Genomic DNA, 26269 nt, shown 5'->3' with positions numbered 1-26269 from the left:
CCGCCTGATGTCGAAGCTGTCCGCGGCAATCGGGTGAGGCTGCGCCCGGCCGGCCATGAAGAGCCGCCCGGCCGCATGCCCCGCATCGTCATCCGTCGACCGTTGGACTGGACCACCGGGGCGAAACCTAAGATCTTTCGTGCCAGTGGATTATCGTCCATCATGGTGGAGCCGGACGGTCATGCGTCACCAGGAGGCGGCTTTGCACGACTTCCAGGGAGCGCTCCGATACATCCGCGCACGTGAGCTGCACGTTCGGCAAGTTGCCCTTCACCCAAGCGATCGACGCCCCCACGCCCGCTCCGAAATCGAGCATGGGCGCGGGCAACGCATGACGGCGAGCCGTCTGCTCGGTGATGTCGCGAGTCTTGTACTCGGCAAAAAAACGCCGACCCTTCGCGAGATGCACAAATGTTGCAGGCGAGGATGATGCATTCTGGTTCGGCGTTTTCCCCGTTGTTTTAGTGATTTTCGGACACGCTAAGACCTTGCGCTTGCATGTGATCGGAAATGCGTATTAATGTCCAAATACGTTAAACGCCTGACTCCGGGTCGAGGCAGCTTCAGAAATGGGGATTTGCCGATGACGACGTTGAATCTGGTCGTACCGTGCCACAACGAAGCAGGCCATCCTGAGACGGGTACGCGGCTTCTCGCGCCCTGTGGAGCGATTGACCGACGCCGGCGAAGTGAGTAACGAAGGCCGCATCACTTTCGTCGACGACGGTTCCCGCAACCGCACCTGGCCGATCGTTGAAGCGCTGCATGCGAAGAATGCCCGCTATGGCAGCGTCAAACTCGCGCGCAATCGGGGCCATCGGAATATTCACAGGATCGAGTCGTTGCTGGCGAATTTCCTTGCCAACAACGACTGCGATGTTGTCCTGGCGAGTCAAGCGGGTCAATGGTCGCTTCATGAGCGGCGCAACTGTCGGCAGCGGCGCGTCCAGGGTGGCGCTACGCGTTCGTGTGGTCTTTTGCGATGTCTGCGCCGGTGCGAGGACATTTGTGTGCGACGTGTTCGTTAGCGACGGACTCGGCTCATCGCATTGACGCGTCGGTCCTCAGACCGCGATCGGGATTCGCTCACAAACGTTCGGCGAGATGCGTTCGGTCTTCTTCGTTATGTACGGATCGTCAGCATTCACAACGGATGCGCAAGACTCGGGGAGTTATAAGGCGCCTCACATGCGCTTTGCGTCTCACGAAGGTCAATAGCAATAGGGTAGGCGTTGAGCTTTTCGCGTGAGGTGCACGTGGTTATTGTTCCCGGCACGCTTAACGAGGGCCGATTCATGCGGATACTTATCATTGCGCAACGCTTTCCTGTGCTTTCCGAGACGTTCATCATAGAGCAAGCGCGGGCGCTACGAGATGCTGGCGCCGATGTCTCGATTCTGGGCCTCACGCGGGGCGATGACTCGCTTGTCCGGGTGATAGACCGCGAATGTCCGCCCTTCGAGAGTCCGAAGTGCGGCGCGAGTCGCGCTGCGAAAATACTAGCTGTTGCACAACTCGTGTTGCGCGGACTTTACGATCAGCGCGCACATCATGCCTGCCGAGTCGCGGCGCGCGCGGTGCTTCAGCGGCGATGGGCAGCGGCGGCCGATATTGCGCGCGTCTCGAGTATGAACTCGGCCCTGAAGTACGAAGCGGTAGTCGCACATTTCGGCATGGTCGGTGTTCGTGCGCAATACTTGCGCGACGCAGGACTGATTTCTGGAGCCCTGGTTACTGTCTTTCACGGCCATGACGTGACGAGCCACAGGCTGGTTCGTTCCTATCGTCGCGAGTATCTTCGCCTCTTTCGATGTGGCCAACTCTTTCTGCCAGTCAGTCAGTTCCTTGCAGAGCGCATTCGGGGGTGGGGTTGCGATTCCGCAAAGATCCATGTCAGCCGTATGGGTGTCGATATCGACAAATTTCCTTTCTCGAGGTGCGACTCGTCACCGACGACGTTGCGTATTCTTCTCATTGGAAGAATGACGGAAAAGAAAGGTGTCGAATATGCGATTCGGGCCATGGCATATATCAAGTGTGCGGTGAAGCTGACCATCGTCGGCTCAGGTCAACTTGAAAATGCGCTGAGAGCTTTGGTGGCCCAGTTGAATCTCGAATCGCATGTCCGTTTTCTAGGCGGGCAGCCTCACGAGAAAGTGCGGACGTTGATGAGTGAAGCCGACATCTTTGTGCTCCCCTCGGTGACTGCGTCGGATGGCGACATGGAAGGCGTGCCGGTAGTGCTGATGGAAGCGATGGCCTCGGGCGTAATAACCGTATCGTCACGTCATGGCGGCATTCCTGAGTTAATCGATCACGGTGTCTCAGGTTTTCTCGTGAATGAGCGCGATTCGGTCGGCTTGGCGAAGGTCATCGATGAAATTTCTGCAGGCATGTACAACTTGACGGAAATAGCAGCGAACGCGCGCCATAAGATCGAGGCGCGATTCAACGCGCACATTGAAGCAGTCAGGCTTCTTGAGAAACTGACCGACGTTTGCAATGGCAATCACGCTCTGCCCGGCGAGCGTTCGCATCAATGCGAACCGCAAAGCCTGACCCGCAGATTCAAGGAAGCCGGGAAATCACTTTTGCCCGATGCCCTGTTCCTTCGTTTGCTGCACAAGAAGTGCATTGGGCGCTTCCCTCGACTGCGCAAGCCCATCACGTTCAATGAGCAGATACTTCAGCGCAATCTGCGACCCGATCCACGCTACGCGGTACTGAGCGACAAACTCGCCACACGTGCGTACGTGGAAAGGAAGCTGGGCAGCCAACATGTCGTTCCATTGATTGCGGCACCCGCCGATTTTTGCCGGGAAGTCTACGATAGCCTGCCGGATCAGTTTGTCATGAAGGCAAATCATGGCAGCAGTTTCGTCAAAATAGTCAGAGACAAATCCGCAACTTCATTTGAAGAATTAAAGCAACTTGAGGAAAAATGGCTTTCCACAGATTTCTATTGGATAGATCGGGAGCGGCATTACCGCGAGATCAAACCACGCATTTTCTTCGAGACCCTGCTGCTCGATCGCGACGGAAACATTCCGGCCGACTTCAAAATCCATTGTTTCTCGGGAAACCTCCGAAAACCGGTGATGTATATCCTTGTCATCAGCGACCGGTTTGGTAGCAACACACGCGGAGATGTGTACGATGCCAGTTGGAACCGCATGGAAATCGCAATTGGGCCGTACAAGCGCAGCGATCAGGGGTTAGCGCGACCATCGAACCTCAATGCGCTTCTGAAAGCAGCGGCGACGCTGGCGAGCGATTTCGAATACGTCCGCGTCGATCTTTATGCCTTTGACAATCGACTCTACTTCGGCGAATTGACCTTCACGCCGGGCGCCGGTGTATTGCCTTTCACCCCGGATCGCGTCGACTACGAGTGGGGAGAATTGCTAAGCGCCGCGCGTGGCGTCTGAGCGTGCATGCACGTAGAATCATCGACAATCGGCTCGGAAAATTTCGAAGGCCGCCTCCCTTCTTGAGATACAGCGATGAAGGTAACGATTGCCTATATCGACGAACCACCGTTCGGTTGGACGAGCGCGAATCGTACTGCTACCGGTGCTGACATTGACCTGGCCGAAGCGGTTCTTCGGGAGATCGGTGTCACCCGGATCGAGCATCGTCTGACGACGTTCAGTGAACTGCTGCCGGGCGTCGAGGCCGGCCGGTGGGATATGAACGTTCCCCTGTTCGTGACGCCCGAACGTGCGGCTCGGGTGGCGTTCAGCGTGCCCGTATGGGCGATCGGAGACGGCTTCCTCGTACGGGCCGGGAACCCGAAAGCGCTTAAAAGCTACGCATCACTTGCCGAACGCCGCGATGCTCGCCTTGGCATCATTGCCGGTCAGGTACAGCACGACGCGGCGAGAGAATCAGGCGTCATCGAGGATCAAATATCCGTCTTCGAGCACCAGAGCGAGGCAATCGCGGCGGTACGCTCGGGGGCGATCGATGCGTACGCGAGCACCGCCCTGGGAAATCGCATACTGGCGAATCGCATCGGCGACTCGGTCCTTGAGGCGGTGGAGCACGAGACGGGAACGAGAGGGCGGCAGCAGAGCCTTCCTCTCGGCGCATTCTCGTTCAATAGAAGAAGCGGCGATCTGCTCAATGCGGTAAACAAACAGCTACGGTCATATCTGGGCTCGTCAAACCACCGTGCTCGCATGGCGAGATTCGGCCTGACACACAACGAGATCGACCCTGCCCTCGCCCGTTGAGCGTGAGGCGGTCTTCGGCCAGTTGCCGGCTGGACCGGACAACAACGGCTATTAGATGCCCGCCGCAGCGGTGACTAACACGACGGGGCCGTGATCTGATCGAGCAGTGACTCACGCCAGCCAGACCCCACGCGGCACGCCAGCCGTCAGACTCTAATTGATCGAGTGGCGGCGCGGTCGAGCCTGGCGGTCGAGCCTGCGCCGCAACGCCTTCTTCACGATACGTTTGAGCAAATGGACCAATCTATCTATGCCGACTTTAAGGTGCAATCGGCCGAGCTCCGCGACGTACCGTGAAGTCGCCCGCCCTTGATCAGAACAGGCCTTGCGACGATCGGCAGCCATCGCAAAGAGAATCTCCAAGGCTTCGCGAAAGGAGCCGCGATCTACGCGGGCGCCCACATGGCACGCACGCTCGAAATTATTATTGAACACGCGAAGCCAGAAGTCGGCGGCCTCGCTGCGGCCACATTGCGCGAGCGCTTCAAGTCCGTTCGTGCGCAGATCTTTGATGTCGCGTAACAACGCCCGTTGCGTGATGCTGCCAAAGCGGCGTCGATAGCCGAGCAGCGGCGAGCTAATGCGAAACACGCTACGCGCTCGCATGTAGATCGACGGCATGACCGCCATGTCTTCGTAATGCCTCGCCACGGGGAACGGCGCAATGTCGAATAACGATGTGCGGAACACGCGCGCCCATACGAATGTGTGGAAGAGATCGACGAACTGTCTGCGCCCGGCGTCGTCCATGCGCTTACCACCCTCACTACCGGCCGGAACGATCTCGATGTCTTCCAGTCGCCGTCCATCGTCGTCAATAATAGTCACGTTGTACTCGACCATGTCCCACGCAAGATCGGCTAACTGCGGAATAACCGCAGCTGAGAATCCGTCGAGATAAATATCATCGCCATCCAGGAATCCGACGTACGGGGTGGTGACCGCTGCCATGCCTCTGTTGCGCGCAGCACTCACGCCCGCGTTGTCTTGCCGGATCAATTCCACGTGATTGCGCCCATCGCGCTTCATGGCAGCCTGCACCGCAGCGCAGGTGTCGTCGGTGGAACCATCGTCGACTACGACGAGCCGGATTGCATCCCCATAGGGTTGCCTAAGTACCGACGCGAGCGCCTCTTCAATGTAGCCTTCGACGTTGTAGGCCGCTACAACGATGGTAAGAAGCGGGGCATCGTAACGTGACGTGTACGTGTTGATCGTCATACCGGGTGCGTGCGTGCGTAATGAAGCGCCGTCGTTGGGCGACGGTCGGGCGTTGTAACTCATGCTTTAGAAGCGCGTTGCAACGGTTATGAGCCAGCCGCCTGCACCCGCTCTTCCGGTACAGCAACGAAGAGGCTTATCGAAAACTAAAACGTTATGGCTTTGGCGAGCGACGCGTTTTTCGAGGCGCTGGCCGAGTACTTTTTTATTGGCTTTAGATCGCGTTAAAAGGCAATGGATGTTCACGACGGTTGAGGTCCGACGCGTCCTGACGGAGCCCGCCGACCGCTGTCGATGACCAGACCCGCAGTAATCCGCGCGAACCCGCCTTCACTTCACTTGCTTTCCAGAACAGCTGAGAAACCTCTGCACTTATTGTTCCCGACGCGCACAGGATTTGCGCTGAGGCACGACGCCGGCAGGAATGACACACAGCCCCAGGCACCAGTCATGCGCTTGCCCACGACGGCAACAGAATACGCTATATGTCAGCGAATACAGCTCCTAAGAAATTTTTGGAAATAAAATATTTTCGAATCACCTTCAAAAAAATTTCACCTGCACATAACCCGTGCAGAAGGAACCAATTTGAGGCTGCGGAGGCTACTATTTAGCGCATGGTTCATTGGCAATACGTCACTGCGTTCGTCGCATACCGCACATACTCATTCATTACTCCGGGTGCGCGGGGCCAAAATGCAATGATCGACACTGGATATGTTGTGGGCCGCGGCCGGTCAGTGACGGACTATCAGACCATCGCACAGGCCCGCGCGGGCTTGAACGGCAACGCCCACGTAGCGCAGGCAGACTATTGCGAGCCGTCGCCACGCGATACGCGGCACGAAAACGCAGCGGCGTCGCCGTCTCGCGCCTTCATTTCCGTTAAAGTCGTGCTGATTACGCCAAAAGCGAGTTCGGTAGACGACCATGAATGGCTGGAGGCATGAAGTTTGGCAAAAAGGGCGCTGGGCGAGTTTGCCGACCTGAACGACGCGGCGGGTATGCACACTCGCCTGATGGTCTCGGTCGGCTCTGCACTGTTCTTCCTGGTGCCGCTACAGACCGGGTTTGCCTGGCGCGATCGACCCGCCACTTAACCCGCTGGAAGATATGAAACGATTGTTCATCGCTGCGCTCGCAGCCACCTCTTTAGCGACTTCCGTTCACGCGCAAAGCAGCGACGCCGGACCGCTCGCCACGCCGTCGGGCACACTGCAGTTCGTGCGCGCCGACCGCGATTTTGTCGGCATGCTCGACAACAGGATCTTCGATCGCTTCGGCGCAAACACGCTCACGCATTTCGATGACAGCAGCGATGCGAACGACACCGTCACGCGCACGCTCGTGCAGACCGATTCCGGCCCGGTGCTGTACGACTTCCGCCACAATCCGCCGATCGTCGAGCGTTCGGGCAAGCGCATGACGGTTAAGCGCGTGTTTTGGCAAAGCGATGAAGTCGTGATGCAAAGCTCGCAAGGCTGGTTCCGGCTCAAGCGCGGAGTCCTGACTAAGCTGCAGTCGTCCATGACGATCTATCATTGACGACGCCTGCGCCCCGAACACACTCGCCAGCATCAATCGCCGGAGGTGAAGGCTGCATCATCCATCAACACGACACTCTTGCGAATGCTTGAGGCAAACCCGGAGACAGCGCGATGCAAACGACCGAATCGAAAATGATCAGCATATCGATCCAGCGCAGCCCGCAGGACGTGTACGACTTCACCGCGCCGCCCGCCGCGTTCGCGCGCTGGGCGTCCGGTCTCGGCAAGCCGCTCGGCAATGAAGGCGCTGTGTGGCGATTCGAAGGCGAGAACGGCCCGGTGACGATCCGTTTCACCGAACCCAACGCGTACGGCGTGCTCGATCACTACGTGGAGTTGCCCACCGGCAGCGAGATTTACGTGCCGATGCGCGTGATCGCGAACGGCACGGGCAGCGAAGTGATGCTCACGCTGTTCCGCGTGCCGGGGATGAGCGACGAAAAATTCGCCGCCGACGCGCAATGGGTCATGCGCGATCTGAACAGGCTAAAGGAACTGCTCGAGGCGGAGTGATCCTGGAGTTCGGTCTGCCGTGAATTCCGACAAAAACCAGACGTATGAGCGCCTGGTTTTTTTAAAGCAACCGGCACTCCCGCAGACATTAACCGCTTTAAAACGGCAACCCAGGCAATTCCGGCAGTTTTAACGCATGCACGCCGATCGCCGACGCGTCGAGCCGTTCCGCACCGCCGCTCGGTGTATCGACGATGAACGGCACGCCGATCTGATCGGCGCGCACCAGTTCGGTCGAGCCGCCGCCGTCGAGATTGATCGCATCGTCCGCGCCGACCGCCTTCATGAGTTGAGCCGATTGCGCGTTGGTCGTGCCCGTCGAATAACCCGCGAGACGCCCGTCGATCACGACGAAGTAGAGAAACCGCCCCTGATGCGACAGGCCGACCAGTGTGCGTGGATTCGGATTGAGCGGATCACCTTCATTCGGGCTTTGGGCGCTGACATCCTGACCGTTTTTCAGCAGAATCGCCGAGCCGGCGACCGCCGTATCGATCAGTTTCAGATCCTGCGCCGAGATCTGCGGCGCATTGGCGATATACGCGCGACCTTGCCGCGTAATCGCGAGCACCGCTTCGCTTTGCGTCGGATCGCTGGTCAGCGGACTCACGATCTGACCGTGCGATACCAGCAAGCCGATGATCGTCTTTGGCTCGGACGTTGTCGCGCAGCATGGTGCGAAGAAGTTCGCGTTGATCGCGAGCCGCACGTCGGTGCGCGCGGCAAACTGGGAAATCGTCTCCGAGGTCGTCATCAGCGGGCCGCTATGCCCGGTGGTCTCGACGCTCACGCCCGGCGCGCGCAGATCGACGCGCATCACGTACGCGCGGCTCACGGTGGGCTTGCCGCCCGCCGCCGCGGGATTCGACGGCACGGTCGCGGTTTCTGCATCGACGCCGACGTACACCGGCGAGTAGCCGCTTTGCGTGATCTGCGTGGTGGGATCGGGTACGTCGGCTTGCGCGCGCGCCGAAGCGAGGCCGATGATCGCCGCAGCGGCGAGCGCCTTGAGCGTTGCCGATGCAGGGAAAAGAACACGTGCCATGTCTTTAGTCTCCATTGACGGCGGCGACGAAGCTGTCGCCTCTTACCGTGCCGCAGACCTTATAGACGGGACATGACCGTCACGTGATTTCTTCTTTTCGTTCAGCTTTCGGCATTCACCCACGTTCTCGAAAAAAATCGTTCAACCACCAGCAGTTAGATTGATATCAATAGCCGCCACGGCTAAATGACCGACTACGCAATTTCCCTGCTACTCCTTCTCACTATCGTGATTGAATTGCAGATTTAACTCCATCAACTATCCCTATCCCATAAAAATTGCTCTCTTTTCCTCACATATAATCACCAAGCCATCGGAACACAACCGGCGGTCAGGTTTGGAAGCCTGTCGTTAGAAACCGCGCACCCGCCCAGGCGGATCGTGCGTCAACTGCTGCACGTCTATCTATCTAACAATGGGCGGGCTGTGGTGGGGGAGCCGCAAGGCTCGCCGGCATGTTTCTGACCCGGTCTTCCAATCCCATCACGTGCCCGCTCACCCACGTAACCAGGCGAATGTCGGGCGATTCACAAATCTCAGGGAGACGCATCATGACCAAACCCACGAAACAACGCGCACTCCGCCCGCCGGTCGACGCTCTCCAATACGAAAAACTCGCCCTCTCCGCCTTCGAGCTATGCGACCGCCAGATGAACAACCTGGACACGCTCATCTCACTCGCGGCCTCACTTTGCAGAAGTCCCGCGATCACGAATGATGAACGTCATCGGCAGCGAACGATGCTCGAACTGCTGGTCCAGACCGGTGAGCAATACCAGCAGGAGCTTGCATGCGACCGCGAGCTATTCCAGGTGATCGCACTCGACGCAAAGGGCGTCGCGCACAGCCGCATCACGGCTAACCAGGCCGCCCGTCTGCTGACAGATTCGGCAAACGTCGCGACGCAAGACCCGCCAGGCCCGACAACAACGGAAAAGCCGACGCCACGCAAACGCGTTTCGACGAGAAGCGCAACGATCGTGAGAACGGACACGACACGGCGCCGCGCGCCGGTGCGGCATTAATTCACCCGCAGCGTCCGCCCGGAACCAGTCGACACAACGCCTCAATCCCGCAGCGGCAGCGCGTCGAGCATTTCCAGGTGACGCGCTTCAGTTTTGTCATCCGCGGGAAACATGCATTCGATACGCAGTTCCTGCGCCACAACGGTTTGCGGCGTGCCGACACTCGCGACCATCGAGAAATACCTCAGCACATGGCCGTCCTTGACGAAGCCAATCGGTATCACCGGCATCGCAGCAGCGGCACCGGCCTGAGAATCGGCACTCTCCCCCTCCGACACATCCGGATACGCACGCAACGCCGCAACCAGGTCGCGCGTGCGCTCGTCAATCACCCGCCCCACCGCCTCCCGATAAACGCGCTGAATTAAACTATCCGCAACACTTTTCCAATCGGCGACAAACGGGCGCAATCCATCGGGATCGAACATCAGATGCAGCATATTGCGCGGTCCCTTGCGCGCCGTCATATCGATGAAGCAATTGAAAAATCGCGGCGCGGACTCGTTGGTCATCAGCACATTCCAGTAGCGGTCCATGACCAGCGCGGGAAACGGTTCGTGCTGGCGCAACATCCTTCCGAGCGCTTTCGTGACACTCTGCATTTCCTGCGCGTTCCACGCGGGGTCGGCGTACATCGGCGCGTAGCCTGCAGCCAGCAGTAGCGTGTTGCGTTCGCGCAGGGGGATGTCGAGTGCCTGCGCGATATCCATCAACATCTGACGGCTCGGCACGCTGCGTCCGCTTTCGATAAAGCTGATATGACGCTGCGAGACCCCGGCATTGAACGACAGGTCCAGTTGACTGATGCCGCGCATATCTCGCCAGCGACGCAACAACGCGCCGAGGTCGTTCGGTGGGGCTTTCTTTGTTGGGTTCGCAGGATTCATCGCTGTCTTTCCGCAAGTCTGGATGCACGCAAAGTCTGGCGACCGGCGAGCCACGCGGGCTCACCGAACCGAGCGGTCAGCATACTCGCTTCGGCTTATCGGACTTCGTATGAAAGAAACTCAGGCGCGCTTCCAAACGTGCTCGTGAAACTGCTTCTCCAACGGCGGCTGCGCGATGTTGCCAACGTAATTCGTGATCGTCGACGCCGCGGCGACGGCCAGCACTTCGAGCACCTGATCGTGGCGAAAACCCGCTTCGAGAAACGCGCTCACGTCTCGCTCGTCGAGATGACCCCGCTTCTCGATCGAGGTCTTCGTCAGCATGGAAAGCGCTGCATGCCGGCGATCCGCAGGCGCACGACCGGCACGAAGCGCATCGACATCGGCGGGTGCAAGTCCCTCGTTCAGCGCCAGCGCGGTGTGAAACGCTACCGCCCATGAACAGGCGTTGGTCACAGCATTCGTCAATAGCAAGGTCTGGATTTGCGCTTCATTGAACGTGCCTGCATGAACCTTCTGGAACAGACCCAAGAAGGCATCGATCAGAACGGGCGACCCGGCCATCGCCCCCGCGATGTTGGGAATGAAACCGAAGTTCTGCTGAAGCAGACGCAATACCGGTTTGGATGATTCCGGCGCGGATTCGATGGTATGAATCTGGAACGTCGACATGATCTGTCCTCGATGACGAGCGCGATCCGGAATGAACCGCGCGACCACCGAAGATTAGATGCGGCTGAGCAGCGCGGCAATTACCTCGGATGTAATAGCCGACGCGAAAACGGCCGTGCAAAAAAAGCCGGGCTATCGAGCAACCCGGCTTCTTCACTACATGAACCTCGCATCAGAAACGATGGATGATGCCCACCGCGTGGAATGGGCGTTGCGGCAAATGCGCGAATGAACGCGCACGCAATGAGGAGAACTCGGCCTCTGGCGCGCGTCGGCAAACGCCGTCCGGATTTCTGTCGAATCCGGGGATCTTCTAATGTCGAGAAGTGAATGCCTGCCGGTGCGCCCCGGCAGAATCCGGCGCCCTATACCGCGTCAGGCACCTTGCGCGTCTTCAGAAACGCTTCGAGTGTTTCGCCTCGCATGCTCGCGTACATGCCGAGGTTCGTGATCTTCACCACGCGTGCGAATTTTTCGAGCACGAAGAAGCACACGCCGTAACGAATCAGGCCGATCCAGTCGGTGTTGTCGACCAGCGTGCGCTCTTCGGCCGTGAGTTTCGCCGCGTCATAGGCGGCGCCGCGGTTTTCCAGCCACAGCGTGCGGGCCGGCGCTTCGCGCATCTGCCAGAAGAAGCGGTTCAAGCGCATCGCCTTGATGCTCTGGCGAATATCGAACGGATACGTGCCGGTCAGTTCTTCGACGCCGATCAGTTGCGGGTTCATTGCGCCACCTCGTCTTCATAGATCGTCACGGCCATCGCGGTGCTGGTCGCTAGATAGTAGTTGCGGTGCAATTCGCGGACTTTCGGCCCGAGCGCGCCACGCATCGCGAGCCACATGATCGTTTCGACGCTTTCCGCGCCGCCAAGGCGCACATAATCGACGTGCTTCATCGCGGCGAGACGTTGGGGGTCTTTGACGATCAGGTCGAGAAATTCCATGTCCCACTCGGTGTTGTTAAAGCCGCTGCGCTCGCCGTGCACCTGGTGCGAGAGCCCGCCCGTGCCGACCACCACGACATCGAGATCCTGATCGAACGATTCGATCGCGCGGCGCAGCGCCTGGCCGAGCCGGTAGCAGCGGTTCGCGGTGGGCAGCGGATACTGCAGCACGTTGACTTCGAGCGGCACGAGCGACATCGGCCAGCCGCCGTCATGCGGCAGCATCAGCGAGAGCGGCGAATTGCAGCCGTGGTCGAGCGGACGGTCCTGGAAGATCGTCAGATCGAACTCGTCGGCGACCATCTGCTCAGCGATGTGGATCGCCAGATCAGGATGGCCCGCGATGTCCGGCAGCGGACGCTTGCCCGCGCCTTCGTCCGCGAATTCGTGATTCGCCGACACGCCCAGCGCGAAGGTCGGGTAGCAATCGAAGAAGAAGCTGTTGGCGTGATCGTTGTAGAACATCACCATTACGTCGGGCTTGCGATCCGCGAGCCAATTCGCCACCGGCTCGTAGCCCTTGAAGAGCGGCGCCCACGCGGGCTCGTTCTGCTTGCCCTTGTCGTACGCCAACCCGATAGTGGGCACGTGCGAAGTGCCGATACCGCCAATGATCCTTGCCATATTTGTTGACTTCCGTTGCTTCGTACCGCCTGCCAATCGGATAGGTTCGCGCGAGCGGGGAAGTAGCCAGCACGACCATCTTGGGATACAAAGATAGGAATTGTGCCCTCTGACAGGAAGTGCGGGTAAACCTCATTCAGCGATAGGGTAATGGGGCAAAACGCGGCCCGCCGGTGCTCGACGGACGACGGCGCGCCGCTGCAAGTCACGCGGCGCATGGCTTCATCGGTATCCCAAGCCGTTTTCTCAGGGTCCCGCCTCCGCGCCCATCCGTCCGCGCGCGATAAACAGAATAGATGGCCCTGAAAAGAAGTCGCAAGCCGTTTTACAGGCGTGGTGTGGGGCGGAGCGCATAGCTATACTTCCGTGCTTCTGACGAGCAGACAACAATGAACGAGACGACCCAGCAGGCAACCTTCACGATCGCCTTCGACGAAGCCGCGCGCGAGCGACAGTTCATGATGCTGATGTATGCGCATCGCCAGCATCATGCGATCGTGGATGCGCTGAAGAAGGGCGAAGGCGCGCGCGTCGATGCGTTGATGAAAGAGCACACCCAGCTCTCGAAGGAAAGCCTGAATCTGTCGCTGTCGTGGTTGCATCTGATCGCGGGGGCCGCGTGATGAGCGACAACACGTCGATGGCCAGCGACGCGGCGCCGGCCAAAACGCCGTCGTCCTTGAACAGCAAAGACCTGCTCAACCTTGCGCAACTGCGCGCGTTCCGGCTCGTCGCCGAAATGGGCAGCGCGACGCGTGCGGCCGCGGCGCTGTTTCGCGCACAGTCGGCGGTGACGCGTTCGGTGCAGGAACTGGAATCGGCGCTCGGTGAGCCGCTCTTCGAGCGCGGCCCGTCGGGCATGCTGCCCACGCCCGTCGGCCGCGCCGTGCTGCATCGTTGCGAGCGGATTTTCGCGGAACTGGAACAGCTCGCGCAGTGGTGCGCCGCGCGTCAGGCGCGCCGCCGTCCCGCGGCGGAAGGCGCGTTGCCGGCGTATCTGCTCAACACACGGCGGCTGCAGTTGCTCGCGGCGCTTGCGCGGCATCGGCATATGCCGAGCGCGGCGAAGACCTTCGGCATCAGCCAACCCGCGGTGAGCGCCGCGATTCGCGTGCTGGAGAGCGGCTCGGGCATGAGTCTGTTTCATCGAAGCCCGCGCGGCATCCTGCTCACCGCCGAAGGCGAAACGTTTCTGCTGCACGTGCGTCGAGCATTGAACGAACTGCGGCACGTGCCCGACGATATCGCGGCATTGCACGGCAAGATTCAAGGCTCGGTGACGGTCGGCGCATTGCCGCTCGGGCGCACGCTAATCCTGCCCAAAGCAATCGCGCGGATGACCTCGCAGAATCCCGGCGTGCGCGTCGTCACCGACGAAAGCTCGTACGAGACGCTGGTGGCCGGTCTGCGCGCGGGCGACATCGACTTCATTCTCGGCGCGCTGCGCAACAACGACGCGTCGAGCGGCCTGAAGAACGAGCGCCTGATGTCGGAAAACATGGTGGTACTGGTGCGCCGCGATCATCCGCTGACGCTTGAGCAAGGCCTGACCGTCATGGGCCTGCGCGACGTGCAATGGATCCTGCCGCGCAGCCACTCGCCGGCGCGCGCGCTGTTCGAGACGCAATTCAAGCGGATGAAGGTGAAGCCGCCGTTGCCCACGGTCGAAACCGCCGACCTGGCGGTAATACGCGGCCTGCTGCTCGGCACGGACATGGCGGCCGCGCTGTCGGCGCAGCAGTTGCATCACGAGGTGCAATCGGGACAACTGGTGGTGCTCGACGTGCACCTTCACAACACGCGGCGCGACATCGGCCTGACCGTGCGCGCGGCCGGCACGCCGTCACCGGCGGCGCGCGCGTTGATCGATGCGATCCGGCTCTCGGTGGTGGACGTCACGCGCACAATCAGCATCGGAACGGCAAGGCCATAGGGCGGCACGGACGCCATCACGGCTGCTTCGACGTAGTGCGCGCTGGCGCCCTCGATGCACGCCTGCGCATGTTGCTTGGTGTTTGGCGAAACCGAGTTGATGTCGAGGCAGCCGGCGCTGCCCAACAGTGCACCGTCCGCTTTTCTGCTACAACGTACCTTATTCCATATCGGCACATGACCAGGTGAGACGATGAATCAGGAACAGTGGAATGCGATGGACAACTATCTGACGAGCCGCTTGCTGCCGCAGGACGCCGCGCTCGATGCCGCGCTGGAGGCGAGCGCAGCGGCCGGGCTGCCGTCGATCAACGTGGCGCCCAATCAGGGCAAGCTGCTGCATCTGCTCGCGAAGTTGCGCGGCGCGCGGCGAATTCTCGAAGTCGGCACGTTAGGCGCCTACAGCACGATCTGGCTCGCCAGAGCACTGCCGCCGGACGGCCGGCTCATCTCGCTCGAAGCGAATCCCGGGAACGCCGAGGTGGCGCGCGCCAACGTCCAGCGAGCCGGTTTGTCGGGCGTTGTCTCGATCGTGATCGGCGCGGCCGCGCAGACGCTCGACAAGTTCGTCACGGATGGCGTCGAACCGTTCGACATGATCTTTCTCGACGCCGACAAGAAGAACTATCCCGACTATTTACGCCTGTCGGTGCAACTGAGCCGGCCCGGCACGCTGATCGTCGGCGACAACGTGATACGCGCGGGCCGCATTGCCGATGCGGCGAATACCGACCCCGACGTCATCGGTCTGCACGAATTCTTCAGACTGCTCGCAATGAATCCGCGCCTCGACTCGACCGCGATTCAGACCGTCGGCTCGAAAGGATGGGACGGCTTCTCGATGACGCTCGTGTCAAGCTGATGCGCGTGAGGCGGCGCCGCGCCGAAACGCTCGGCGCACGCCTGCCTGACCCGCTCGACCGACGCGGACCACCCTTCGCCCGGCGCGCGGCGAAACAGCCGCAACGCGTCGGGATACCACGGCGAATCGTCGCGTTCGTGCATCCAGCGCCAGTCGGGGTCTCGCTCCGGCAGCAGCACCCAGCAGGGCTTGCCCAGCGACGCAGCCAGATGCGCGATGGACGTATCCACGCAAATGACCAGATCGAGTTGCGCGACGATGGCGGCGCTATCGGCGAAATCCGTCACCTTCGCGCCGAGATCGAGCAACGGCTGACCGTCTGGCGGATCGCGCGCTTCGTCCTCGCCCAGCCCTTTTTGCAGACTCACGAAACTCAGGCCGGGCACGCGCCAGAGCGGCGCAAGCGTCGTCAATGAGGGAATGGAGCGATTCGCGTCGTTATGGTGTTTCGCGTTGCCCTTCCAGACCAGACCGATCTTGCGGCACGGCGCCAGCGCATCGAGCATCGGCCGCCATTGTTCGACGAGCGCGGGGTCGACCGGCAGTTGCACGGCACACGGAATCGTATCGAGGGTCGTGCGCAGATAGAACGGTGCGCTCAGGAGACTCGTCCAGCAGTCGTAGCTCGACGCGCGCGCCATCGCGGCGACATGATCGAGCACGGCGTCCACGCCGTCGACGCGAGCCATCAGCCGATGCAACGCCGGCGCGCACGCGAACGTGATATGCGTGGCTCCCTGCGCTTTAAGTAATGCGAAATAACGGCTGAACTGCAGCATGTCGCCGAGGCCGTCTTCCTGCCAAACGAGCAGGGACTTACCGGCGAGCGTGTCCCCCTGCCACTGCGGGCATGCGAGCAAGGCGCGAGTCTGGTGATGCACGAACGACGGCTGCCCGTAGCGGCTCTCGTACAGTTGCCAGCCTTCGTCGAAGCGGCCCAGGCCGAGCAGCAGCGCGGCCAGACCGAAGCGGGCGTCCGCATAGTCGTGTCGTAGGGCAAGCGCCTCGCGGTAGCCGCGTTCGGCCTCGTGCAGCTGCCCGGATCGCGTCAACGCACTGGCGAGGTTGAAATGCGCTTCGGCCAGGTCGGGGCAGATTTCGAGCGTCCGCTGAAAGGCCTCGATTGCCTCCGGGAAGCGGTCGAGCAAACGGAGCACGCAGCCCAGGTTGTTATGCGCGTGCGCGATGCCGGGCTGCCAGCGAATCGCTTCGCGGTAGGCCTGCTCGGCATCGACCAGACGCTCCTGCCTGAACAGCGCGATGCCGAGGTTGTAGTGCGCCTCGGCGTAGTCGGGGCGGCAGGCAATCGCTTCACGGTAGGCGGCCTCGGCTTCGGACAAACGCCCGAGGTCCACCAGCACCGCGCCGAGGTTCAGGTGCGCCTGCGCATAGTCCGGCCGGATAGTCAGCGCGAGCCGGCAGGCCAACTCCGCTTCGACGAACCGGTGCGCCGTCTTCAACACGCCGCCCAGGTTGTTGAGCGCCTCCGGATACTGTGGCCGGATGCTGAGTGCCTGACGATACGCCGCGTCGGCTTCCTCGTGGCGGCCGAGTTCCACCAGCACGCTGCCGAGGTTGTTGTGCACCTCCGCGTAATCGTGCAGACCGCTCAGCGCCTCGCGATAAGCTGCTTCGGCTTCCTGCGGGCGGCGCAGATCGCGCAGCACGATGCCCCGGTTGTAGTGAGCCTCCGCATAGTCGGGGCGCAGGGCCAGCGCGTGACGATACGACGCTTCCGCCGCCTCCTTGTAACCGAGCCCGTACAGCACGGCGCCGAGATGATGATGAGCGTCGGCGCGATGCGGTTGCAGCGCCACCAGCTGACGATACATCGCCTTGGCGGCGGACAGGCGTCCAAGCGATCTGAACAGCGCGCCGAGACTGCCGTACACCTCGGCGTAGGTGGGCTTGACGCGCAGGCACTCGCGCCAATGGCGTTCCGCATCCGCCACGTTGCGCAACGCAAACGAACAGGCGCCCGCGATGTTCAGCGCGTCGGCGCGTGTGTCGTCCGGCAGCGTCCTGTCGTCCAGCAGCGGCGTCACCATCGCCAGGGCCGCGGCGAACTGTCCGGCCGAACATAACGTGACGGCCTGCTGATTGATGTCGGCGATCGGGAAAGCGAGCGTCTGCGTGGGCGTCATAAGCGAAGAAGAAAGGCAAGCGGCACGGCGCCGGCCAGACGCGCGGCGTTGCGTGCAACCGGCAGCTTAAGTGATCCGTCGCGGCTCCGGCGCGCGGAAATGAGCGGCTTTTTGCCGTCTATTCCACCGCTATAACCGGCATCACGCGAGAAAGGATCGCGCGGCAATGTTAGAATCGCCCCGCCTTCATCCCGACCATCATGACGCTACGATCCCGCAACCGCACGACTGCCTGGCTTGGCCTGTTCGCCATGTGGCTCGTCGTGTTCGCGCCGCTCGTGAGTCAGATGCTGATGTCGCACCGGGCGCACGAGCCGATTGCCGCGCTCTGTTCGGCGCTCCAGCCGTCCGGCGCGAGCGAGGCCGGCCTGGTTGCACAGGCCGCCCACACCGCCCCCGAGCCGGTGCATCTGAGCCACGACGACGCCTTCGGCGCGTGCGGCTACTGTCATCTGCTCGAACATCATGTCGCGATGCCGACGGTCGCCGCCGTCGAACCCCTCGCCACCCTCGCGTTGGCCGGCACCGCGCCGCCCACGCTCTCCACCCGCTTCACGCCACTCGGCGCGTTTCCCTCGGGACGCCCTCGAGCCCCACCTGCCGTTTCCTGATCACTGCCAGTCCTGATCGCGCCTTCGTCGCGCCCGTCGCGGGTGCGCGCGATCGTCTGTTCAATGCATCAAGGAAACGTTCATGTTCAACTTCGCCCTGCGAAGCCTGTCCCTTTGCGTGCGCCGCAACGCGCGTCTTGAAGTGCCTCGTGACGTGCGCGGCGTCTTGCGTGGTGTCCCACGCGTTGTCCCGTCTCGGCGGTTGCGACAGCCGTTCTTCGCGGCGGGTTTTCCCGCGTACTGGCCGGCGCTGATTCCGGCCTGCGTGTCGGCGTTGGTGCCGGCCCTGGTATCGTCGTCGGCCCACGCCGCCGACAGCACGAACACGGAGGCCACGCTGCCCGCGCTCAGCGTCAGCGCCAATGCAAATGCGGCCGCCGCGCCGCGCGCCGTCGATCCGAATGTGCCGGCATCGGTCGAAACCGTCACACGCGAGCAGTTTGCCAACTGGAACGTCGTCAACACCGAAGACGTGCTGAAGTACATGCCGAATCTCGCCGTGCGCAAGCGCTTCATCGGCGATCTGAATTCGCTGATCGCCGTGCGCGGCACGAGCAACGCGCAAAGCGCGCGCGGTCTCGTCTACGCGGACGGTCTGCTGCTCTCCAATTTGCTCGGCAACAGCTTCACGTTCGCGCCGCGCTGGTCGATGGTGTATCCCGACGAGATCCAGCAGGTCGACGTGATCTACGGTCCGTATTCAGCGCTATATCCGGGCAACTCGCTCGGTGCGACGGTGCTCATCAGCACGCGCATGCCGAAGCAATTCGAAGCTAACGCTGACGTCAAGGCGTTCACCCAGCACTTCAGCCTGTACGGTGTGAACCGCAATTTCAACGGCAGCGAAATGAGCGCGTCGATCGGCGACCGGATCGGCAAGTTCTCATATCTGCTCGGCGTGAATCACCTGGAGAACACCAGCCAGCCATTGCAGTTCGCGACGCTCGCGCAATCGCGCACACCCGCGAAGGCCGGCGATACGCCCGTGACCGGCGCGTACTTTTACAACAACCAGACCAACACGCCGACCACCGTCCTCGGCGTGAACGGCGAAGGCATCGAACACACGGTGCAGGACCAGTTCAAGCTGAAGATGCAGTACGACTTCACGCCGACCCTGCAAGCGGGCTTCACGCTCGGCTACTGGCACCAGACCTACGATAGCCAGACCTCGACCTTCCTGCGCGATGAAAATGGCAACCCCGTGTACAGCGGCACGGTGTCGATAGGCGGCTACCGCTACACAATTCCCGAGGCCGCATTCGCGCCGAGCCGCGGAAACAGCGAAAACTGGCTGTACGGACTCTCGCTCAAAACGCGCAACGCGACCGGCTGGAACGGCGAGGCGATTGCTTCGTACTACGACATCAGCAACAGCGTCGCGCGCACCGCGAATTCCGGCGCGCCGGGCAACGGTCCGGGCACGGTGATCTTCGGTGACGGCACCGGCTGGAAAACGCTCGATCTGCGCGGCACGTATACGCCGGTGACGACTCAGGCCGGTCTTCTGAATCACGCGCTGAGCTTCGGCTATCACTACGACAATTACTTCCTCGACAACCAGGGCTACAACACGCTGAACTGGCGCGACGGCGATGCGACGTCGTTTGCGAACGCGTTCGTCGGCAAGACGCAGACCCAGGCGCTGTACGCGCAGGACGCCTGGCGTTTTCTGCCGCGCTGGAAGCTCGTCTACGGCGTGCGCTACGAAAACTGGCAAGCCTATGACGGCGCGCAGTCGCTGCCCGGCAAGACCGTTGCGTTTGGCGATGCGAGCCAGAGTCACTTTTCACCGAAGGCGTCGTTGTCGTTCGACGTCAGCGACGATCTGACTTTGCGCGCATCGATTGGCCGCGCTTACCGCTTTCCGACCGTGAGCGAATTGTTCCAGGGGCAAATCAACGGCTCGTCGATCGTCAACAACAATCCGAACCTGAAACCCGAAGACGACCTGTCGAAGGAACTGAGCGCCGAATGGGCGCACTGGAACGGCGTGTTCCGCTTCTCGCTGTTCCAGGACGACGTGAAGAACACGATCTTCAGTCAGACCGACACGACCGTGATTCCCAACGTGACCAACTTCCAGAACATCGGCAAGGTTCGTTCGCGCGGCGTCGAAACGAGCTACTCGGGACAGGACGTGCTGGTGCGCGGTCTGGATCTGCTGGCAAGCGTCGCTTATACGCAATCGAAGATCATTGCCAACGCGCAGAACCCGGCCACGGTCGGCAAGTACTTCTACCGGATTCCGCTGTGGCGTGCGGATATCGCCGCGACCTATCACTTCGACGAACGCGCCGCGCTCACGCTCGCCGCGCGCTACTCGGGACGTCAGTACAACACGCTGACCAATACCGACACGAACCCGGACGTCTTCGGCGGCACGAGTTCGTACACAGTAGCGGACGCGAAATTCACCTTCAGACCGACGAAGCTGAGCGAGATCGGCATCGGCGTCGACAACCTGTTCGACGCGCGCTACTTCGTTTATCACCCGTATCCGGGCCGCACGTTTTATGTGGAGGCGAAGCTGCGCATCTGAGCGCTTGCGGGCGCCTGCGGGCGCTCGACATGAGCGCCTCACGAGCGCAAGCCGACCGACCCATTCATGCCTGACGAGGATTGCATGTCCACCACTACCGCCGCTCAACGCATCAGCCCCGCCACCGGCGCCACGAATCCCGGCTATCGAACACTCTGGCGCTGGCACTTCTACGCCGGCCTCTTCGTGATGCCGTTTCTGGTCGTGCTCGCGATCACCGGCACGCTGTATTGCTTCCAGCCGCAAATCGAGCCGCTGCTATATCGCCATCGGCTGATGGTCGAATCGCAGGCGACGCCCCGGCTGCCCGACAACGCGCTACTTGCGAAGGCCCGCGCGGCAATGCCGCCTGGCTCGAGCGCGGTGACCGCCGTCATGGCGAGCGATCCGCGCCGCAGCGCCGAGTACGTCTTCCGTCTCGCCGACGGCAACAAGGAGAGCGTCTATCTGAATCCGTACAACGGCGAAGTGCTGGGGACCTTGAGCGTCGAGCGGCGCTTCATGCAGGTAGACCGGATGCTGCATCGCAAGCTGTTGCTCGGCAAACCCGGCGAACTGCTGATGGAGTTCGCCGCATGCTGGACGCTGGTGATGATCGGCACCGGCGTCGCGCTCTGGTGGCCGCGCGAGAAAACCACCGCCCGCGCAACGTTGCTGCCGCGCTTCACGCTCAAAGGGCGCGCACTGTGGAGGAACCTGCATGCCGTGATGGGCATCTGGCTCGCGCTCGGCGCGCTCGCATTCGTGTTGACGGGTCTGCCCTGGTCGGGTTCGTGGGGCAAGCAGTTTAAAGCGCTCGCGACAGCGGCGAATCTCGGCGCGCCGCCGGGTTCGTGGGGCGGCTTGCCGTTGCGCTCCGCGCTGCCGGGCGCGCGGCGCGAGCGAGACTCGTCGATGAATAGGCCTGCGGGAGGCGAAGCTAACTCCACACGAGACGCACGCGACGAACACGGCGGCCACTCGTCCGGCGCGGACTCGATGCCCGGCATGGTGATGGACGACCTGCCTCTGCCGCTCACTCCCTGGGCGGTCGGCAACACGCGCGTGCCGTCCTCCGCCGTCACCCATGACGGCGCGGACGCCGACGCGCCGCAATCACTAACGCTCGGGCGCATCGTCGAAATCGCCGCGTCGCTCGGCGTGAAGGACGGCTACAGCATCGTGCTGCCGACGTCCGCGACCGGCGTGTACACGGTCTCGTACTTTCCCGACGATCCGAAGAACGAGCGCACGCTGTACATCGACCAATACAGCGGCGCGGTGCTGAAGGACATCCGTTACAGCGACTATGGCGCGGTATCGAAGGCCGTGTCGTACGGGACATCGCTGCATATGGGCCGCTACTTCGGGCTCGCCAATCAGATTCTGTGCGCCGCGATTTCGCTCGGCCTCGCGGCGATGGCCGTGACGGGCTGCGTGATGTGGTGGATGCGGCGGCCGCAGCGCACGCTCGGCGCGCCATCGCGCGAACGCGGCGCGCCGCCGATGCGCGGCTGGAAAACCGGCCTCGTTCTGCTCGGCATCGTTTTTCCGCTGATGGGCGCGACGCTTGTCGCGGTGTGGGTGCTCGACTGGATGTTTTTTGCCCGGACTTCGCGGCGTTTGACCCGCGGCTAGACGAACTAGCCGCCTTACCGACGCGTACTTCGATCCGCTCGGGCCGTGGCAGCATCCGTGGTCTTGCCGTGCCAGGCGGCGCATTCTCCTGGCAGCCCCCCTTCGCGCGGCGGCTCCGCTCCTCATGGACTTTCTCGCCTTTTCTAAACAGCGTTGCACACATCGCACATTTACGCTATATTTTGCTCGTTTATGATCGATTCAAGCCAAACAGCAAGGTGGACAAATGCAGCGAACGCGTGAAGAAGCCCTAAACGGATTGCTGCCCGAGCAGCGCGAACAGGTGATTCTGGAGCGGCTGCGCACGCACGGACGCGTGCTGGCGGCCGCGCTTGCCGCCGAACTTCAGACCTCGGAGCACACGGTGCGGCGGCATCTGCGTGATCTGGCCGAACAGGGACATTGCAAGCGCGTCTACGGCGGCGCTTTGCTGATCTCGCCCGCCGATAAGCCTGCCGCCGTTCGCATGAGCGAAGCCGTGGACCGAAAGGCGCGCCTCGCGAGCGCGGCGGCCTCGATCGTGCGCCCGAAGCAGATCATTCTGCTCGACGCCGGCTCGACCAATGTCGCGATCGCTGCGGCCCTGCCCGACAACGCGGACCTGACCGTCGTGACCAATTCGCCCGAGGCGTGCAGCCGTCTGCTGACCCGCCCGGGCTTCGACGTGATCCTGGTCGGCGGGCGCATGACGCGCGGCGCGGCGGGCGCGCTCGGCGCGACCGCGTTGCTGCAGATCCAGCAAGTCCGCGCCGACCTGTGCTTTCTCGGCGCCTGCGCGCTCGATCCCGACGAAGGCGTCGCCGCATTCGATGCCGAAGATGCCGAACTCAAACGGGCGATGGTGAAAGCAAGCGGCCAGATCGCCATCGCGCTGACCTCGGAGAAGCTGATGACCGCCGCGCCCTTTTCGGTGGCGCCGGCCGCGGCCATCGACTATCTGTTCGTCGAAGCCGACGTGCCGCCCGCGCGACTCACGAGTCTCGAAGCGGTCTGCGACAACGTGATGGTGGCCCGCTCATGAACGCACTCGCCAACGCTCAGGTGAACCACGTCAAGCCGCTCAAGGAGCGCATTGCGACCGTCGGCGTGTTTCTCGCCAACGGCTTCGGCATCGGCGCGTGGGCCGTCGAAGTGCCGCGCATCAAGGAAAGTCTCGCGCTCAGCGACACGTCGCTCGGTATCGCGCTGTTCGCGTTTGCGCTGGGCGCCATCGTCGCCATGCCATTGGCCGGACAACTCGCGCCGCGCTTCGGCAGCGGCCGCGCGACCGCGCTGCTCGGCGCGGCGTTCGTCATCGCGTTGCCGCTGCCCGCGTTCGCGCCCAGCCTGGCCGTGCTGTGTCTCGTCCTGTTCGCGCTCGGCGCGGCGAACGGCGCGCTCGACGTGTCGATGAACGGCCACGCCAGCACCATCGAAACGCAGTGGCGCGCGCCGATCATGTCATCGTTTCACGCCGCCTGGAGTGCGGGCGGACTGCTCGGCGCGGCGACGGGTGCGATGTTGCAGAAAGGCAGCGTCGGTGTGATCGGCGGACTGCTCGCGCCGGACGTGTTCATTGCCGTGCTGATCGTCAGCGCGGCGACGCTGGCGTTGCGCGACCTCGGTCCGCGCGCGGCCGTGGCATCCAGTGGATTCGCGTGGCCGAGCGGCGGCGTGATGAAACTGGCGATGCTCGCGTTTCTGTGCATGCTCGTGGAAGGCGCGGTCGCCGACTGGAGCGCGGTGTACTTGCGCTCGACCCTGAATCAGGAGGCGAGCGTCGCCGCCATCGGCTATTCCGCGTTTGCGTTTTCGATGGCGGCCTGCCGCATCGTCGGCGATGTGTCGGTGCGCCGTTTCGGTTCGAGCCGGGTCGTCGCGCTTGGCGGGCTCGTTGCGGTGGCGGGACTCGCGCTGGTGCTGAGTCTGCCGAGCGTGCTGACCGCATGCGTGGGCTTTGCGATGGCCGGCGTCGGCCTCGCGAATATCGTTCCGGTGATTTTCAGCGCGGCGGGCCGCTCGACCGTGACGCCAGCGACGGGTGTGTCGATGGCGGCTACCGCTGGCTATGCCGGCTTCCTGGTCGGACCGCCGTTGATCGGCCTCGGCGCAGGCGTGCTCGGCTTGCGCGTGGCGTTGTGCGTGCTCGTGATGGCGACGGCGATCGTTTGCCTGCTCGGTGGCAAGGCGGTGCGCAGCGCGCGGCTCGCCTGATTCAGCGGCCCGATCTCCGCGCGCTCGGCACCGTCACTTCGTTTCCTTGTCCAGCAGCGCGAGCGGCTCGCGCTCGAGCGCAAGCGCGCGCCCGACGTGCACGCCCAGCGGCCAGCTGATCGCGCCGAGCAGCGAGTGCGGCTGCGTGCCGTCGTCGAGACCGGTGGCGGGCCACTCGTGTTTCGCCGGCACCCACAGCGTGCCGAACAGGTGGTCCCACAGCGGCAACAGTTGCGTGAAATTGTGATCGAAATGCTCGGCGCGGGTCGAGTGATGCAAGCGGTGATATTGCGGATTGTTGATCCACGTGACGTAGCGGCCAAGATCCACGCGCAGATTCAGATGCGCAAAATAATTGCCGAACATGAATACGACGGAAGTCGCCCCGGCGATCCACGGCTCGACCCTGAACAGCACACCGACCAGCGGATACAGCAGACAGCCCCTGATCAGCGCTTCAGACCAGTGATGCCGCAACGTCACCGTGACGTTGAAATCGACCGCGCTATGGTGCAGCGAATGCAGCTTCCACAGCACGGGCCAGGTGTGCTGCAGGCGGTGGAATGCGTATTCGAGCAGATCGATGGTCAGCAGCACGATCACGAACGACGCCAGCGCACCCCATCCCCGCGACACCAGCACGACCATGCCGCCGCCGAGCGCGTTCACGATTGCGACGCTCGCTGCCGCAGCCAACGGCTTCACCGCCTCCACGAGCGCCAGATACAAACCCGCATAGGCCATATTCAGTCGCTGCCCCGCGCGCGACTGCAGCAGCGTGGCGGGCCAGCGCCGCTCCAGCAACGCCCCCACGCCCATCATGACCAGCACGAGCGCGTACGCTTGCAGCCAGAGGCTCGCGTGGTGCAGCAGGCCGGAAAACGGACTTGACGCAAACATGGGACTCCCCGTGACCACGGTGTATCAGAGGCGCCTCGCCGTGCAGCTGGCCGGCGTGGCGCGGCTCGACGCAAAGCCGAGGATGACAGGGCTTTAATGCGATCTTCGCAGCCCGCCGGGTGGTACGCAAGCGTTCGGTTCGCGTGGGCTTTGGTGGTACGAATGCGAAGGGTCATGTCGACGTCGGGCCCGATGGGTATCGAACGGCATCGCAGTTTCAGCAATCTTCCGTCCGACTCACGCTCGGGTCCGTGGCGCTCGCACGCTCTGGACGAAAAAAGTGGCGAGGCCCCCGCGTCACACGTCGTCACGATCGCGGGCGGTCGATACATGCCGTATCGGCCACCGGCGTCGTTGTTTTATTGACATCCGTATTTTTGTTGGCCCCGCCGCACCCCGTGAGATGCGTCGATTTCCCCGAACGCGATCCACGAAGACATTTGCTGCTGCCGGCATTTGTTCACTGCGTGGTACTGCTTTGTATCTCCGGCTGCAGCGTGTTTTGCTTTGTGATTCGCTTATTGCAACAGCTATGCCACGAGACCTCAAAGCCTTGCTGGACAACGTCGTGTGATTCGGTTTCCGTGCTGATGCCTGCTTCACGGCACGCAATGAGTCGGAATTGCAACGCTGGCCGTTTGGGTGGCAACGCTTCCGCACGAATCGGGCACGCGATCTAGCCACCGATGGAAAACCCGTAACCGTACCGGCTGACAATGGTTTGCCGAACGCTTCGATCAGACATATCGGTGTTTG

24 protein-coding genes and 2 pseudogenes are annotated in these 26269 nt (G+C 62.1%); 16 read left to right on the top strand and 10 right to left on the bottom strand.

Annotation, left to right across the window (positions count from 1 at the left end):
• Positions 1-160 precede the first annotated feature (160 nt).
• Together HV770_RS08990 and HV770_RS08985 are read right to left on the bottom strand one after the other, a co-directional pair.
• Positions 161-409 carry a class I SAM-dependent methyltransferase gene (locus tag HV770_RS08990; RefSeq protein ID WP_175159061.1) on the bottom strand — a complete coding sequence of 83 codons (249 nt, stop codon included), beginning with the start codon at positions 407-409 and terminating at the stop codon, positions 161-163.
• A gap of 154 nt (positions 410-563) precedes the next feature.
• Positions 564-917, bottom strand: a complete 354-nt coding sequence (locus tag HV770_RS08985) for a hypothetical protein (RefSeq protein ID WP_175159060.1) — start codon at positions 915-917, stop codon at positions 564-566.
• Positions 918-1295: 378 nt separating this feature from the next.
• On the opposite strand from HV770_RS08985, the pseudogene HV770_RS38495 reads away from it, so the two are divergent.
• The 3 genes and pseudogenes from HV770_RS38495 to HV770_RS08975 form a co-directional block, all read left to right on the top strand.
• Positions 1296-2414, top strand: a pseudogene (locus HV770_RS38495) (glycosyltransferase); the annotation flags it as partial.
• A 102-nt stretch (positions 2415-2516) separates the two neighbouring features.
• Positions 2517-3428, top strand: a complete 912-nt coding sequence (locus HV770_RS38490; RefSeq protein WP_425497386.1) for an ATP-grasp fold amidoligase family protein — start codon at positions 2517-2519, stop codon at positions 3426-3428.
• Between the two features lie 75 nt (positions 3429-3503).
• On the top strand, positions 3504-4235 hold the full coding sequence (locus HV770_RS08975; protein ID WP_175159058.1) for a transporter substrate-binding domain-containing protein: 732 nt from the start codon (positions 3504-3506) through the stop codon (positions 4233-4235).
• Between the two features lie 153 nt (positions 4236-4388).
• Here the strand turns inward: HV770_RS08975 and HV770_RS08970 are convergent, their stop codons facing one another.
• A complete protein-coding gene (locus HV770_RS08970) occupies positions 4389-5519 on the bottom strand; it encodes a glycosyltransferase family 2 protein (protein WP_246290763.1) in 1131 nt (376 codons plus the stop codon).
• 890 nt (positions 5520-6409) lie between these two features.
• Here HV770_RS08970 and HV770_RS38155 point away from each other — a divergent pair.
• The 3 genes from HV770_RS38155 to HV770_RS08960 all read left to right on the top strand — a co-directional run bounded on the left by HV770_RS38155 (position 6410) and on the right by HV770_RS08960 (position 7516).
• Positions 6410-6556 (top strand): hypothetical protein, encoded by a 147-nt coding sequence (locus HV770_RS38155; RefSeq protein ID WP_217468577.1) that lies wholly within the window; start codon positions 6410-6412, stop codon positions 6554-6556.
• 13 nt (positions 6557-6569) lie between these two features.
• Positions 6570-7001, top strand: a complete 432-nt coding sequence (locus HV770_RS08965) for a hypothetical protein (protein ID WP_175159057.1) — start codon at positions 6570-6572, stop codon at positions 6999-7001.
• Between the two features lie 113 nt (positions 7002-7114).
• Complete coding sequence (locus HV770_RS08960) at positions 7115-7516, top strand: SRPBCC family protein (RefSeq protein ID WP_175159056.1); 402 nt, start codon at positions 7115-7117, stop codon at positions 7514-7516.
• 97 nt (positions 7517-7613) lie between these two features.
• Here the strand turns inward: HV770_RS08960 and HV770_RS08955 are convergent, their stop codons facing one another.
• Positions 7614-8561 (bottom strand): phosphodiester glycosidase family protein, encoded by a 948-nt coding sequence (locus tag HV770_RS08955; RefSeq protein ID WP_175159055.1) that lies wholly within the window; start codon positions 8559-8561, stop codon positions 7614-7616.
• Between the two features lie 551 nt (positions 8562-9112).
• Between HV770_RS08955 and HV770_RS08950 the strand changes: the two genes are divergently transcribed.
• On the top strand, positions 9113-9586 hold the full coding sequence (locus HV770_RS08950) for a hypothetical protein (RefSeq protein WP_175159190.1): 474 nt from the start codon (positions 9113-9115) through the stop codon (positions 9584-9586).
• Between the two features lie 41 nt (positions 9587-9627).
• Here the strand turns inward: HV770_RS08950 and HV770_RS08945 are convergent, their stop codons facing one another.
• Complete coding sequence (locus HV770_RS08945) at positions 9628-10473, bottom strand: helix-turn-helix domain-containing protein (RefSeq protein ID WP_175159054.1); 846 nt, start codon at positions 10471-10473, stop codon at positions 9628-9630.
• A gap of 120 nt (positions 10474-10593) precedes the next feature.
• A complete protein-coding gene (locus tag HV770_RS08940) occupies positions 10594-11145 on the bottom strand; it encodes a carboxymuconolactone decarboxylase family protein (RefSeq protein WP_175159053.1) in 552 nt (183 codons plus the stop codon).
• Positions 11146-11203: 58 nt separating this feature from the next.
• On the opposite strand from HV770_RS08940, the gene HV770_RS08935 reads away from it, so the two are divergent.
• On the top strand, positions 11204-11377 hold the full coding sequence (locus HV770_RS08935; RefSeq protein WP_175159052.1) for a hypothetical protein: 174 nt from the start codon (positions 11204-11206) through the stop codon (positions 11375-11377).
• 133 nt (positions 11378-11510) lie between these two features.
• Here HV770_RS08935 and HV770_RS08930 read toward each other — a convergent pair whose 3' ends face one another.
• Together HV770_RS08930 and HV770_RS08925 are read right to left on the bottom strand one after the other, a co-directional pair.
• Complete coding sequence (locus HV770_RS08930; RefSeq protein WP_175159051.1) at positions 11511-11870, bottom strand: protocatechuate 3,4-dioxygenase; 360 nt, start codon at positions 11868-11870, stop codon at positions 11511-11513.
• The gene (locus tag HV770_RS08925; protein ID WP_175159050.1) at positions 11867-12712 is read right to left on the bottom strand and encodes a gallate dioxygenase; all 846 of its coding nucleotides are present in this window, start codon (positions 12710-12712) and stop codon (positions 11867-11869) included. Before HV770_RS08925 ends, HV770_RS08930 begins: the two co-directional genes overlap by 4 nt.
• Positions 12713-13128: 416 nt before the next feature.
• Here HV770_RS08925 and HV770_RS08920 point away from each other — a divergent pair.
• From HV770_RS08920 to HV770_RS08910, 3 genes and pseudogenes are all read left to right on the top strand, one after another.
• Positions 13129-13335, top strand: a pseudogene (locus HV770_RS08920) (GntR family transcriptional regulator); the annotation flags it as partial.
• Complete coding sequence (locus HV770_RS08915; protein ID WP_175159049.1) at positions 13335-14645, top strand: LysR substrate-binding domain-containing protein; 1311 nt, start codon at positions 13335-13337, stop codon at positions 14643-14645. The pseudogene HV770_RS08920 and the gene HV770_RS08915, both read left to right, overlap by 1 nt.
• Before the next feature lie 192 nt (positions 14646-14837).
• Positions 14838-15506 carry an O-methyltransferase gene (locus HV770_RS08910; protein ID WP_175159048.1) on the top strand — a complete coding sequence of 223 codons (669 nt, stop codon included), beginning with the start codon at positions 14838-14840 and terminating at the stop codon, positions 15504-15506.
• Here the strand turns inward: HV770_RS08910 and HV770_RS08905 are convergent.
• Positions 15449-17650: a tetratricopeptide repeat protein gene (locus HV770_RS08905; RefSeq protein WP_175159047.1), complete on the bottom strand. Its 2202-nt coding sequence runs from the start codon at positions 17648-17650 to the stop codon at positions 15449-15451. The genes HV770_RS08910 and HV770_RS08905 overlap by 58 nt on opposite strands.
• 200 nt (positions 17651-17850) lie before the next feature.
• On the opposite strand from HV770_RS08905, the gene HV770_RS08900 reads away from it, so the two are divergent.
• From HV770_RS08900 to HV770_RS08880, 5 genes are all read left to right on the top strand, one after another.
• Positions 17851-18261, top strand: coding sequence for a DUF2946 domain-containing protein (locus tag HV770_RS08900; protein ID WP_175159046.1), 411 nt, complete (start codon positions 17851-17853; stop codon positions 18259-18261).
• 82 nt (positions 18262-18343) lie between these two features.
• Positions 18344-20803 (top strand): TonB-dependent receptor, encoded by a 2460-nt coding sequence (locus HV770_RS08895; protein ID WP_246290761.1) that lies wholly within the window; start codon positions 18344-18346, stop codon positions 20801-20803.
• 84 nt (positions 20804-20887) lie between these two features.
• A complete protein-coding gene (locus HV770_RS08890) occupies positions 20888-22420 on the top strand; it encodes a PepSY-associated TM helix domain-containing protein (protein WP_175159045.1) in 1533 nt (510 codons plus the stop codon).
• Between the two features lie 226 nt (positions 22421-22646).
• Complete coding sequence (locus HV770_RS08885) at positions 22647-23441, top strand: DeoR/GlpR family DNA-binding transcription regulator (protein ID WP_175159044.1); 795 nt, start codon at positions 22647-22649, stop codon at positions 23439-23441.
• A complete protein-coding gene (locus HV770_RS08880) occupies positions 23438-24613 on the top strand; it encodes an MFS transporter (protein ID WP_175159043.1) in 1176 nt (391 codons plus the stop codon). The genes HV770_RS08885 and HV770_RS08880 overlap by 4 nt, the downstream gene beginning before the upstream one ends.
• Before the next feature lie 33 nt (positions 24614-24646).
• On the opposite strand, the gene HV770_RS08875 is transcribed toward HV770_RS08880, so the two are convergent.
• A complete protein-coding gene (locus tag HV770_RS08875; protein ID WP_175159042.1) occupies positions 24647-25513 on the bottom strand; it encodes a sterol desaturase family protein in 867 nt (288 codons plus the stop codon).
• Between the last annotated feature and the right edge of the window lie 756 nt (positions 25514-26269).

Source organism: Paraburkholderia fynbosensis, from assembly GCF_902859935.1.
Taxonomy (GTDB): Bacteria; Pseudomonadota; Gammaproteobacteria; order Burkholderiales; family Burkholderiaceae; genus Paraburkholderia; species Paraburkholderia fynbosensis.
This window is presented reverse-complemented; position numbering and strand designations above follow the sequence as displayed.

Bases quoted from the DNA above. Each gene is read 5' to 3' on its own strand.
- HV770_RS08985 (WP_175159060.1), bottom strand. From the start codon at position 917: ATGAAGCGACCATTGACCCGCTTGACTCGCCAGGACAACATCGCAGTC.
- HV770_RS08975 (WP_175159058.1), top strand. From the start codon at position 3,504: ATGAAGGTAACGATTGCCTATATCGACGAACCACCGTTCGGTTGGACG.
- HV770_RS08970 (WP_246290763.1), bottom strand. From the start codon at position 5,519: ATGAGTTACAACGCCCGACCGTCGCCCAACGACGGCGCTTCATTACGC.
- HV770_RS08965 (WP_175159057.1), top strand. From the start codon at position 6,570: ATGAAACGATTGTTCATCGCTGCGCTCGCAGCCACCTCTTTAGCGACT.
- HV770_RS08960 (WP_175159056.1), top strand. From the start codon at position 7,115: ATGCAAACGACCGAATCGAAAATGATCAGCATATCGATCCAGCGCAGC.
- HV770_RS08955 (WP_175159055.1), bottom strand. From the start codon at position 8,561: ATGGCACGTGTTCTTTTCCCTGCATCGGCAACGCTCAAGGCGCTCGCC.
- HV770_RS08950 (WP_175159190.1), top strand. From the start codon at position 9,113: ATGACCAAACCCACGAAACAACGCGCACTCCGCCCGCCGGTCGACGCT.
- HV770_RS08945 (WP_175159054.1), bottom strand. From the start codon at position 10,473: ATGAATCCTGCGAACCCAACAAAGAAAGCCCCACCGAACGACCTCGGC.
- HV770_RS08940 (WP_175159053.1), bottom strand. From the start codon at position 11,145: ATGTCGACGTTCCAGATTCATACCATCGAATCCGCGCCGGAATCATCC.
- HV770_RS08935 (WP_175159052.1), top strand. From the start codon at position 11,204: ATGCGGCTGAGCAGCGCGGCAATTACCTCGGATGTAATAGCCGACGCG.
- HV770_RS08930 (WP_175159051.1), bottom strand. From the start codon at position 11,870: ATGAACCCGCAACTGATCGGCGTCGAAGAACTGACCGGCACGTATCCG.
- HV770_RS08925 (WP_175159050.1), bottom strand. From the start codon at position 12,712: ATGGCAAGGATCATTGGCGGTATCGGCACTTCGCACGTGCCCACTATC.
- HV770_RS08915 (WP_175159049.1), top strand. From the start codon at position 13,335: ATGAGCGACAACACGTCGATGGCCAGCGACGCGGCGCCGGCCAAAACG.
- HV770_RS08910 (WP_175159048.1), top strand. From the start codon at position 14,838: ATGAATCAGGAACAGTGGAATGCGATGGACAACTATCTGACGAGCCGC.
- HV770_RS08905 (WP_175159047.1), bottom strand. From the start codon at position 17,650: ATGACGCCCACGCAGACGCTCGCTTTCCCGATCGCCGACATCAATCAG.
- HV770_RS08900 (WP_175159046.1), top strand. From the start codon at position 17,851: ATGACGCTACGATCCCGCAACCGCACGACTGCCTGGCTTGGCCTGTTC.
- HV770_RS08895 (WP_246290761.1), top strand. From the start codon at position 18,344: ATGTTCAACTTCGCCCTGCGAAGCCTGTCCCTTTGCGTGCGCCGCAAC.
- HV770_RS08890 (WP_175159045.1), top strand. From the start codon at position 20,888: ATGTCCACCACTACCGCCGCTCAACGCATCAGCCCCGCCACCGGCGCC.
- HV770_RS08885 (WP_175159044.1), top strand. From the start codon at position 22,647: ATGCAGCGAACGCGTGAAGAAGCCCTAAACGGATTGCTGCCCGAGCAG.
- HV770_RS08880 (WP_175159043.1), top strand. From the start codon at position 23,438: ATGAACGCACTCGCCAACGCTCAGGTGAACCACGTCAAGCCGCTCAAG.
- HV770_RS08875 (WP_175159042.1), bottom strand. From the start codon at position 25,513: ATGTTTGCGTCAAGTCCGTTTTCCGGCCTGCTGCACCACGCGAGCCTC.